This window comes from Pectobacterium aroidearum (assembly GCF_041228105.1).
Taxonomy (GTDB): Bacteria; Pseudomonadota; Gammaproteobacteria; order Enterobacterales; family Enterobacteriaceae; genus Pectobacterium; species Pectobacterium aroidearum.
The window spans coordinates 3,101,412-3,112,284 of record NZ_CP166097.1; the positions used below are offsets into that span (position 1 = coordinate 3,101,412).

Consider the following 10,873-nt stretch of genomic DNA (forward strand, 5'->3'; position numbering starts at 1 on the left):
CCACAGTCTAATCGGCGTAGCAAATCGTTGTAACAGGTAATGACTACTTTTTTTCATCAATGAATGCGGGCATAGTATTGATAAATTTCGGTATAGTAACGCGATTCGCAGTAACCTCATTAACCGTAACACTTTTAGCCGTGACCTTGTCTGCAACAGGCGTCACGCTATACGTTTCAAGAATGAGAACATTTTCTAATTTTACAAAGGAGTTTACATGTTCGCTGTAATTTTCGGGCGCCCCGCTTGCCCTTATTGTGTACGTGCGAAAGAACTGGCAGAGAAATTGGCCGAGCAACGTGATGACTTCAGCTTCCGCTATGTAGACATCCATGCAGAAGGTATCTCGAAAGAAGATTTGTCCAAGACGGTAGGAAAGCCGGTTGAAACCGTGCCGCAGATTTTCCTGGACGAAAAACACATCGGCGGCTGCACCGATTTTGAAGCCTACGCCAAAGAACATCTGGCCCTGTTCCAGTCATAATCATCGAACTGGCAGAACAATAGCGCGGCAATAGTCCGCGCTTTTTTTATGAACTCGGAATAAGATCCGCTCAACGAAGATAGCGTCGATAAAGGCTACGTAAACACAGCACGCCCAACGCGCCCAGCACACACCAAAAGACCGCGCTCATCACATAGGCCAGCTCTTGCCAGAAAGATCGCATCGGCGTATTCCACAGATGAAGCACCAGTAAGCATACGGGCATCGCCGCCAGTGCGCCAAACAACGGGTAAAGCAAGCGGCCGCGTGCGGAAAGAAAACAGGCCACCATGCCGGGCAGCAGAAAAAGCAACATCCCCGGACTACCACGCAGCCCGTCATTCACCACAACATCCGATGCCTCAATCTTTTGGCTCAGAAATACCACGGTGAACAAAAGAAAACAGCAGGTCGCGCCGACCCAACCTTTATTTTTTGCCATAAATCGCCCCCTTTCAATATGCCTCCCAACCTGCATCAACCAGATACCGAAAACACATGGTGCGGTATGGTAAAAATGATGGGTTTCTCTATTCCCCGATATGAAAAACATGAGGCTTCGCTACGATTTATTCGACGCGCAGGTTATCCGCAGAAAGAGAGAATAACCCGCCGCATTCCTTCACCGGCGACACCACAATCATTAAATTAAACAATAATTACACTGAACAATTTTATCGGATAAATTATACTGAACGAGGCTGATTCCTTTCAGCTGACGTGTATTGATACCGTCACGGGAATTCATGCATTTCATGGCTAAATCTAGCCGCTATAATGAATAACATCAAGAACTTACTGGTAAACAACAAGTTACATTCCATGAATATAAACGTCGCTAATTTGTTAAATGGGAATTACATTCTGCTTTTATTCGTGGTTCTTTCATTAGGACTCTGTCTGGGGAAATTACGCCTCGGGCCAGTACAACTCGGTAATTCTATTGGCGTTTTAGTGGTTTCTTTATTACTTGGCCAACAACATTTTTCGATTAATACCGAAGCGCTGAGCCTCGGTTTTATGTTATTTATTTTTTGCGTGGGAGTGGAAGCCGGACCCAATTTCTTTTCTATTTTCTTCCGCGACGGAAAAAATTATTTCATGCTGGCGCTAGTGATGGTCGGTAGCGCAATGCTACTCGCGCTGGGTTTAGGTAAATTCTTTGGCTGGGGAATTGGCCTGACGGCCGGGATGCTGGCGGGTTCCATGACATCCACACCAGTGCTGGTCGGCGCTGGCGACACGCTGCGCAACACCGCCAGTATGGGCAGCCAGCTCGGTATTGAGCAAGACCACCTGAGCCTGGGCTATGCACTGACCTATCTGGTCGGGCTGGTCAGCCTCATTTTTGGCGCACGCTATCTACCCAAACTTCAGCATCAGGATCTCCCCACCAGCGCGCAGCAGATTGCACGCGAGCGCGGGCTAGACGCAGACAGCCAGAGAAAAGTCTATCTGCCAGTGATTCGCGCCTATCGCGTCGGACCGGAACTGGTTGACTGGGCAGCGGGCAAGAATTTGCGCGAGTTGGGAATCTATCGTCAGACCGGCTGCTACATCGAACGCATCCGACGCAACGGCATTCTGGCCAGTCCTGACGGCGATGCCGTTTTACAAATTGGCGATGAAATCGCGCTGGTCGGCTATCCAGATTCGCACTCCCGCCTGAACTCCAATTTCCGCGACGGTAAGGAAGTTTTCGATCGCGATTTGCTGGACATGCGTATTGTCACCGAAGAGATCGTCGTCAAGAATCACAATGCCGTCGGCAAACGCCTTAGCCAATTGAAGCTGACCGATCACGGCTGTTTTCTAAACCGTATTGTCCGCAGCCAGATCGAAATGCCGATTGATGATAGCGTCGTGCTGAATAAAGGAGATGTCTTGCAGGTCAGCGGCGACGCCCGCCGAGTAAAAAGCATTGCTGACAGAATCGGGTTCATTTCTATTCACAGCCAGGTCACCGATCTACTGGCTTTCTGCGCTTTTTTCGTTATCGGTATCATGGTCGGACTGATCACCATCCAATTTAGCAACTTCACTTTTGGTATCGGTAACGCAGCCGGGTTGCTGTTCGCCGGTATCATGCTGGGGTTCCTGCGCGCCAACCACCCGACCTTCGGCTATATTCCGCAAGGCGCACTCAACATGGTCAAAGAATTTGGCCTGATGGTCTTTATGGCTGGCGTTGGGCTGAGTGCAGGCAGCACCATCAACAGTAGCCTGGGTGAAGTCGGTATCCAGATGCTGGCCTCCGGGCTTATTGTCAGTCTGGTGCCGGTGGTGATTTGTTTCCTGTTCGGCGCCTATGTTCTGAAAATGAACCGAGCACTGCTGTTTGGCGCGATGATGGGCGCACGAACCTGTGCTCCTGCGATGGACATTATCAGCGATACGGCTCGCAGTAACATCCCTGCCCTCGGCTATGCGGGCACCTATGCGATCGCCAACGTGCTGCTGACATTAGCGGGTTCACTTATCGTGATTATCTGGCCTGAATTACCCGGCTGAAAAAATGTAAAAAATCGTCAATATTTTCCAGAAAAGCGAGAACTTTTTCTTTTCCCTAAAGTCTGAATAAGTGCCACTGCTTTTCTTTGATTCCCCTTATTGAGGAGCCCATCGTTCCCGCCTTTCAGGTTCAAGAACGATGGGCGTTTTCTTTTCTGTTTTACCCGATGTAACCCCATCTATCTTTCCCTCTCCCCGTGCACGGATAATCATCTCTCGCTTCATTTTTGTTATTAAAATAACAAATAATAATTTTTTTGTTATTTTTGTGACATTTCAATCATTGAGTGTCATAATCGCACCATCTGATTTTTTATCGATACCACCGAGGATTTACCATGACTGACTACGCACGCTATATCGACCACACACTGCTGGCCGCCAATGCCACCGAACAGCAAATCATCACGCTGTGTGATGAAGCGGTAGCACACCGTTTTTATGCCGTTTGTGTGAATTCAGGTTACGTTCCCTTAGTCGCCGAAAAGCTGAAAGGCACGGACGTGCGGGTATGCTCTGTTATCGGTTTTCCTCTCGGAGCAGGCCTGACTGCCAGTAAGGCTTTTGAAGCCAAAGCGGCGATTGATGCCGGTGCTCAGGAGATCGACATGGTGATTAATGTCGGCTGGTTGAAAAGCGGGAAAATTGCCGCCGTTCAGGCGGATATTCAGGCCGTGCGTGAGGTTTGCGCCGCTATACCGTTGAAGGTAATATTGGAAACCTGTCTGCTTGACGACGAACAGATTGTCCTGGTGTGTGAAATGTGTCGTCAGTTGGATGTCGCGTTCGTCAAAACGTCTACTGGTTTCAGCACCGGCGGCGCACGCGAAGAACACGTTCGACTGATGCGTAACACCGTCGGCAACGAAATGGGTGTCAAAGCATCCGGCGCGGTTCGCGATCGCCAAACGGCACAACGCATGATTGAAGCTGGCGCCACGCGTATCGGCACCAGCTCTGGCGTTGCTATCGTTTCAGGTGAAGCTGCCGCAGCAGGAAACTACTAACAACAAAAATAGCTTACGAGCTGGGAATTTTATGGAAACGCGGCGCGACGAACGAATCGGCAGACTGGCTCAGGCATTAAAGAAAACCGATAAACTCCATCTTAAGGACGCCGCACAGCTACTCGGCGTGTCCGAGATGACCGTGCGCCGCGATCTCAATGCCGATTCCACCAGCGTTATGCTGCTCGGCGGCTACGTCGTGAGCGACCTGAAAAATAACGGTGTCACGAACTACTTTGTCTCCGACCAGCAGAACAAGCACGTAAGAGAAAAGCAGGCTATCGGTGCGGCGGCTGCGCCTCTCGTAGAGGCAAACGATACCGTTTTTTTTGACTGCGGCACCACCATCCCCTTCATCATTGATGCCATTCCTGATGAGCTGCCCTTTACCGCGATTTGTTATTCGCTCAATACCTTCCTGGCGCTACAAGACAAAAAGGCGTGCAGAGTGATTTTGTGCGGCGGGGAATATCATCCCGATAACGCAATTTTCACTCCGCTCAACCAGCGCAGCGAACTGGACAACGTGTGCCCGAATAAAGCGTTTATCTCTGCGGCGGGTATCGAACTTAACGCAGGTGCTACCTGCTTTAACTTTGCCGAATTGGGCATGAAACAACGCGCAATGGCGACCGCCCAACGAATCATTATTGTGGCGGACAGCAGCAAGTTCGGCCAGATCAAGCGCGCCTGTATCGGCCCGATAACGCTGTTTGATACGGTCATTTCCGACAGCGCACCGGGCGAAACCTACTTACGTTACTTTTCCAACAACGGCATCCAGTTAATCCACCCAGGGGATTAACCGAATAGTCCGCCGAACCACTGCTGAACCTTCATCATCACCGTATCCCAGAGGCGGCTAAAGAAACCGGCCTCGGGGATATCATCCATCGCCACCAGTTCGCGCTGCCCGATGCTTTTGCCATCCAGTTGAAAATCGATAGTGCCGACAACCTGATTCTTGGTTAGCGGTGCGGAAAGCTGTGGTTGATTGAGCGTAAAGCTGGCTTTCAGGTTCTTCATCTGCCCTTTCGGGATAGTCAGCGCGGCGTCCTGTGCGACGCCAAGTCGCGCTTCTTTCTCGGTACCAAACCAGACCCGCTGCGTGGTAAACGGTGCATCCGCCTTGATAGGTGTTACCGTTTCAAAAAAGCGGAAGCCCCAGGTAAGCAGCTTTTCACTTTCACGGAAGCGAATGGCATCCGTTTGCGCCCCCAGCACCACGGAAATCAGACGCATATTGCCTTCAGTTGCCGAGGCGACCAGATTGTGTCCCGCGCCGTTGGTGTGGCCAGTTTTCACACCGTCCACATTCAGGTTAGTGCTCCACAGCAGACGGTTGCGGTTAGGCTGGCGGATGTTATTGAAGGTGAATTCTTTTTCCTTGTGCAGCGCATACTCTTCCGGCACGTCGCGAATCAACGCCTGACCTAGCAGAGCCATATCACGTGCGGTGCTGTACTGCCCTGTGGCATCAAGCCCGTGCACAGTAAGGAAATGCGTATTCGTCAGGTTAAGCGCCTTCACATAATTATTCATCAGGCTGACAAACGCATCCTGACTGCCTGCGACGTAATCCGCCAGCGCAATGCTGGCATCGTTACCAGACTGAATGACAATCCCTTTATTTAACTCAGAAACGGGGATACGGTCACCCGGTTTAAGAAACATCAGTGACGAACCACGTAGCGCTGGGTTGCCAGTTGCCCAGGCATCCTTTCCGACGGTCACTTCATCAGTCGGACTAATTTTACCGGATTTAATCGCCTGTCCAATGACATAGCTTGCCATGATTTTTGTCAGGCTGGCAGGATCAAGACGCTCATCGGCATTGCTTTCCGCCAACACCTTACCGCTGTGGTAATCCATCAGGATAAAGGCTTTGGCGTCGATTTGCGGCACCGCAGGCATCTGTTCCGCATAGGTGAATGGCACCACACCAACAAGCAATACCGCACCTACAGAGAAAGACGTGAGTCTGGTCAGGAAAGGGGTTGTTTTCATGAGTTCGCCGCAATGTCCATCAGTCGTTAAAAATTCTTAATTTTCAATATGTTTTGAAAACTTTAGTAACATATAAAGGTAACGCGTCATCTCTGGGATGAAAACCGTTCCCTCTGTAAAGATAGTCAAAGAAATGAAAGCTTCTAAAAAAATGCTGATAAAAAAAGGACTTAGGGGAAATAAGGAATATCTGAAAATGCAAGCAATCGAACAATCAGAGGAAATAACGGATGGCACGAGGAACATGGCAGTGTAACCTCCTCCCTCGTGCCGATACATGAAAACCCTTAGCGGCGTTCGCGCTTATCTGCACGCTTTGACAACCAGTCGCCCAGTGTTTGTACCACCTGCACCAGAATGACCAATGCAACAACGGTGATCACCATCACCTCGGTTTCATAGCGGTAATAGCCAAAGCGGATCGCCAGATCCCCCACGCCGCCGCCACCGACGATGCCCGCCATCGCTGAATATCCGATGAGGCTCACCAGCGTAATCGTCAGGCCGCGCAATAATCCAGCTTTCGCCTCTGGCAGTAACACCGTGCCGATAATACGCATCGGGCTGGCTCCAAATGCTTCAGCCGCCTCCACGATACCGGGATCGATTTCACGCAGCGCACTATCCACCAGCCGCGCATAGAACGCGATCGCAGCCACTGACATCGGCACCGCCGCCGCCACAGGTCCAATTGTATTCCCCAAGAGAAACTGCGTCAGCGGTAGCAGCAAGACCAGCAGAATAACGAAGGGAATAGAGCGAATAATATTCACCAGCACAGTGCCAAACAGATAGACGGCGCGGTTTTGCCAGAACAGATTCCTGTCCGTGACGTAAATCAGCAGCCCCAGTGGCAAACCACCGATGACGGCAAGCAGCGTTGAAATCCCTACCATCTGGAATGTTTCGCCGAATGCCGCGACCAGATCGATCCATAAATCAGCCATGCAGCACCTCCACGTTCGCCGTTCTTACCTGAATATGTTCCACCGCTTCCGCCACTTTTGCGGGGTCGGATGGATGCGTCAATAGCGCCACGAGAATGCCTAGCGCACGATTGCCGATGTATTCGATCTTGCCGTGCAGGATGTTGACGGACACACCAAAACGTGTCGCGACATCCGACAGCACGGGTTGCTCCGCCGATTCGCCGACGAATAGAATCTTTAATAGTGTGCCCTGCAAATCCTTCAGCAAACGCGGCGGCAGTGCCAAATCGAGCGTGTGGGAAACCAACTGGCGGGTAAATGCATGCTGCGGCGTCGCGAAGATATCGAAAACATCGCCTTCTTCCACCACCCGACCGCCCGTCATTACCGCGACCCGATCGCAGACGGCTTTAATCACGCTCATCTCATGAGAAATCAGCACGATGGTGATACCCAGCTTGTCGTTAATCTCTTTCAGCAATGCCAAAATGGCGGCAGAGGTTTCCAGATCGAGCGCCGACGTTGGTTCATCGCACAGCAACACTTCGGGATCGTTAGCAATCGCTCGGGCAATACCTACGCGTTGTTTCTGTCCGCCGCTGAGCTGTGCCGGATAAGATGATGCTTTATCCGCCAGCCCCACCAGATTCAGAATTTCCGGCACGCGCGCTGCGATATCCGCGTTGGATTTCCCGGCGGCTTTCAGGCTAAACGCCACGTTTTCCGCCACCGTGCGCGTCTGCATCAGGTTGAAATGCTGAAAGATCATGCCGATTTTTTGCCGCTGCTCTCGCAGAAGCTGCCCTGACAGTTCGCTGATGAGCACACCGTTGACGAGCACACGACCTGACGTCGGACGCTGTAAGAGATTGATGGTCCGCAACAGCGTGCTTTTTCCCGCGCCGCTGGTGCCGACAATACCGTAAACCTCTCCGCGCTGGATGTGCAGCGACACGTTGTCTACCGCGCGGTTTTCTGGCTGCTTCCCATGAGAGAAGTCAACGCTTACCCCTTCTAACTGAATCATTATCCGCAAACTCCTGGCCTGAGCGGAAAAGAAGAAAGCCGGTCAGAGACCGGCCAAATAGTATGCTGTGCAAGCCTGACGCTTACTGTGCGGGCGCTGGCGTTTTCGCCTGCATCCACTCCGGCTTTTGGAACTGGCTATACATCAATGCCGGATCGTTGATCACTGCGGCATACGCAGGTCCTTCCACAATCGCTTTGGTATCTTTAACAAAGGGCTTATCGAGATCGTCGGTGCGTACGGCAATAATGTTCTTCAGGTTCTCATCCAGCGTTTCCAGCTTGATAGCCGATGACAGTTTCAGACCGGACGCCAGCGCGAAGTTACCGTTCACCAGCGAGGCCGTCACGCTATCCAGCGTGCGAGGCAGTTGCGCCGCCTCCATCGGTTTGAAGACCAACCCGCGCGGGTTTTCAAGAATATCCTTTTCCGAAGCTTTGGTCGGATCGATATCCGCCTTAATCGTAATCAGCCCCATCGATTGTAAGAAGCGCAGGCCGCGCGCCAGATTGGTGGCGTCGTTAGAGAGCGTGACGACATCCCCTTTCTTCAGTTCATCCAGCGATTTGATTTTCTTCGAGTAGAAGCCCATGCTGGCCGTCGGTACGGTAATCAACGGGGAAATTTTTAGCCCTTTATCAGCGGCGAATTTTTCCAGATACAGCGTATGCTGGAAAAGGTTGGCATCGATGCTGCCATTAGCCAACGCCAGATTGGGCTGAACGTAATCGCTGAATTCGCGCACGACGACCTTGTAGCCTTTCTTCACCAGCTCAGGTTTGATCGCCAGATTCACCATATCGCCATACGGCCCTGGCGCCACGCCAAATGTGATCGTCTGTGGATCGCTGCTGGCCATCGCCAGTTGCATACCAGCAGCAAGCAGTGTGATGCCCAGAGCGGCGCGAACAGAATGCGTCAATTTCATTGTGTAACTTTCCTGTCTGAATGTAACTTGCTGTCATTATTAAGAATGACAAGTTAAATCATAAAGACTAAAAAGGCATATCATTATTTCTCATCAACTGCTGCGGATAACCGGGGCAGGCTTCACGAAGAAAGAGGGGCAAGTATGATAACGATTTGGGGTCGTGATAACTCGACCAACGTAAAGAAGGTCCTGTGGTGTGCAGAAGAACTGGCGCTGCCTTATCAGCATATTGCGGCGGGTGGACAATTCGGTCTTAACCATGAAGCCGATTATCTGGCGATGAACCCGAATGGCCTCATCCCCTGTTTGCGAGACGGCGATCTGGTGCTGTGGGAATCCAACACCATCGTACGTTATCTGGCGGCGCAGTATGGGCAGGATTCGCTGTATCTCGCGGATGCAGGCAAACGCGCCAGTGCTGAAAAATGGATGGACTGGGCAAGCGCCCTCGCCGTCTCCTTCGGACCGGTGTTCATTAATATGGTGCGCGTCGCGCCGGAAAAACGCGATATGGCCTTAGTACAGAAGGGCATCGCCGAATGCGAACGCCTGTTCGATATTGTCGATACCGTTCTGGCTAATCAGCCGTGGCTATCCGGCGAACAGTTTGGTGTTGGCGATATTCCACTCGGTTGTATTGTCTACGGCTGGCTGAATATGCCGATTAAGCAGCAGTCGCATCCGCATCTGGGGCGCTGGTATCAGCAACTCACCGAACGTTCGGCTTATCAGAAGCACGTCATGATTCCGCTGTCTTAAGTGAAGCAGGCACCGCAAGGTGCCTGATTTCTTACTCCAGTCCGACTTTCAGTAATTTGCCATTGTCATGATCGGTCAGTAAATAGAGGTAGCCATCAGGCCCCAGCCTTACCTCACGAATACGTTCACCGCGATCGCTCAGCAAGCGCTCTTGTGAAGCGACTTTGTCGCCATCAAGCGTCAGACGAATCAGGTTCTTCTCTGCCAGCGCACCGATAAACACTGAGTTTTTCCATTGTGGGAAACGATCGCTGTTATAAAAGGCCATGCCGCTGATGCCCGGTGATTTCTCCCAATAGAAATCAGGGTTCGCCATCCCTTCGATCTCTTTTCCTTTCGCTTCTGGAATCTTCAACCCGGAATAGTTAATGCCGTGTGTCGCAATCGGCCAGCCGTAATTTGCTCCCGCTTTAGGGATGTTGATTTCATCGCCGCCTTTCGGGCCGTGTTCATTTTCCCACAGCACGCCAGACCACGGGTTAATCGCCAATCCTTGTGGATTACGGTGTCCGTAGGACCAGATTTCCGGCCGCGCGTTAGGCGTGTTCACAAACGGGTTATCGGACGGTACTTTACCCTCCGCCGTCAGGCGAACAATCTTGCCCTGTAGTTTATCCAGATCCTGTGCGGTCGGACGCTCGTTGTTTTCACCCAGCGCGATAAACAGGTGCCCTTGTCGATCAAAAGCCAGCTTGCCGCCGAAGTGGTTACCCGTCGACAGCTTCGGTTCCTGCCGGAAGAAGACCGTAAAATTCTCTAACCGTTTATTATCCTCGGAGAGTGTGCCATAGCCGACAGCGGTTCCCGCTTTACCATCGCTCCCCTCTTCGGCAAAGCTCAGGTAGATGCGCCGATTCTGCGCAAAATCTGGTGATAGCGCGACTTCCAGTAATCCACCTTGTGATTTAGCGAAAACCTTCGGGACGCCAGCGATCGGCGCAGACAGCGCGCTCCCCGCTTTCCACAAGCGTAAATGCCCGGCACGTTCTGTAATCAGAATCCCCTGATTCTCCGGTAAAAACGCTAATGACCACGGGTGGTCCAGCTTATCCTGCAATTCCGTCACCTTCGGTTCCGCCGCTACTAGCTGGCTGGAAAACAGCAGCGTCACGCTAAGCAGCAGCCAATGAGGCGCAGCAGAAAATCGTCGTAACCGGGTGTGTGAAGCAGAATTGCGAGGCATGGGGCAATAGGACATAGCGTTGTCTCCATCCAACA

11 protein-coding genes are annotated in these 10,873 nt (G+C 51.7%); 5 read left to right on the top strand and 6 right to left on the bottom strand.

Annotation, left to right across the window (positions count from 1 at the left end; genetic code table 11):
* Positions 1–217: 217 nt before the first annotated feature.
* Positions 218–484 (top strand): GrxA family glutaredoxin, encoded by a 267-nt coding sequence (locus AB8809_RS14175; protein WP_010277298.1) that lies wholly within the window; start codon positions 218–220, stop codon positions 482–484.
* 70 nt (positions 485–554) lie between these two features.
* Here the strand turns inward: AB8809_RS14175 and AB8809_RS14180 are convergent, their stop codons facing one another.
* Positions 555–926 (bottom strand): inner membrane protein YbjM, encoded by a 372-nt coding sequence (locus tag AB8809_RS14180; protein ID WP_015839946.1) that lies wholly within the window; start codon positions 924–926, stop codon positions 555–557.
* Positions 927–1,306: 380 nt separating this feature from the next.
* Between AB8809_RS14180 and AB8809_RS14185 the strand changes: the two genes are divergently transcribed.
* The 3 genes from AB8809_RS14185 (at position 1,307) to deoR (ending at position 4,807) form a co-directional block, all read left to right on the top strand.
* On the top strand, positions 1,307–2,995 hold the full coding sequence (locus AB8809_RS14185; protein WP_015839945.1) for an aspartate:alanine antiporter: 1,689 nt from the start codon (positions 1,307–1,309) through the stop codon (positions 2,993–2,995).
* A 338-nt stretch (positions 2,996–3,333) separates the two neighbouring features.
* Positions 3,334–4,002: a deoxyribose-phosphate aldolase gene (gene deoC, locus AB8809_RS14190; protein ID WP_349856377.1), complete on the top strand. Its 669-nt coding sequence runs from the start codon at positions 3,334–3,336 to the stop codon at positions 4,000–4,002.
* A gap of 31 nt (positions 4,003–4,033) precedes the next feature.
* Positions 4,034–4,807 carry a DNA-binding transcriptional repressor DeoR gene (gene deoR, locus AB8809_RS14195; RefSeq protein WP_349856379.1) on the top strand — a complete coding sequence of 258 codons (774 nt, stop codon included), beginning with the start codon at positions 4,034–4,036 and terminating at the stop codon, positions 4,805–4,807.
* Here deoR and AB8809_RS14200 read toward each other — a convergent pair.
* From AB8809_RS14200 to AB8809_RS14215, 4 genes are all read right to left on the bottom strand, one after another.
* Positions 4,804–6,009, bottom strand: coding sequence for a serine hydrolase (locus AB8809_RS14200; RefSeq protein ID WP_336711527.1), 1,206 nt, complete (start codon positions 6,007–6,009; stop codon positions 4,804–4,806). The two genes, deoR and AB8809_RS14200, sit on opposite strands and share 4 nt — an antisense overlap.
* A 287-nt stretch (positions 6,010–6,296) precedes the next feature.
* Entirely contained in the window at positions 6,297–6,956 is a 660-nt protein-coding gene (locus tag AB8809_RS14205) for a methionine ABC transporter permease (protein WP_180777004.1), read from the bottom strand.
* Complete coding sequence (locus AB8809_RS14210; protein ID WP_194430071.1) at positions 6,949–7,965, bottom strand: methionine ABC transporter ATP-binding protein; 1,017 nt, start codon at positions 7,963–7,965, stop codon at positions 6,949–6,951. The genes AB8809_RS14205 and AB8809_RS14210 overlap by 8 nt, the downstream gene beginning before the upstream one ends.
* Before the next feature lie 82 nt (positions 7,966–8,047).
* Complete coding sequence (locus AB8809_RS14215) at positions 8,048–8,893, bottom strand: MetQ/NlpA family ABC transporter substrate-binding protein (RefSeq protein ID WP_015839939.1); 846 nt, start codon at positions 8,891–8,893, stop codon at positions 8,048–8,050.
* 144 nt (positions 8,894–9,037) lie between these two features.
* On the opposite strand from AB8809_RS14215, the gene AB8809_RS14220 reads away from it, so the two are divergent.
* On the top strand, positions 9,038–9,655 hold the full coding sequence (locus tag AB8809_RS14220) for a glutathione S-transferase (RefSeq protein WP_349856381.1): 618 nt from the start codon (positions 9,038–9,040) through the stop codon (positions 9,653–9,655).
* 31 nt (positions 9,656–9,686) lie between these two features.
* Here the strand turns inward: AB8809_RS14220 and AB8809_RS14225 are convergent, their stop codons facing one another.
* Entirely contained in the window at positions 9,687–10,853 is a 1,167-nt protein-coding gene (locus AB8809_RS14225) for a PQQ-dependent sugar dehydrogenase (protein ID WP_182099587.1), read from the bottom strand.
* Between the last annotated feature and the right edge of the window lie 20 nt (positions 10,854–10,873).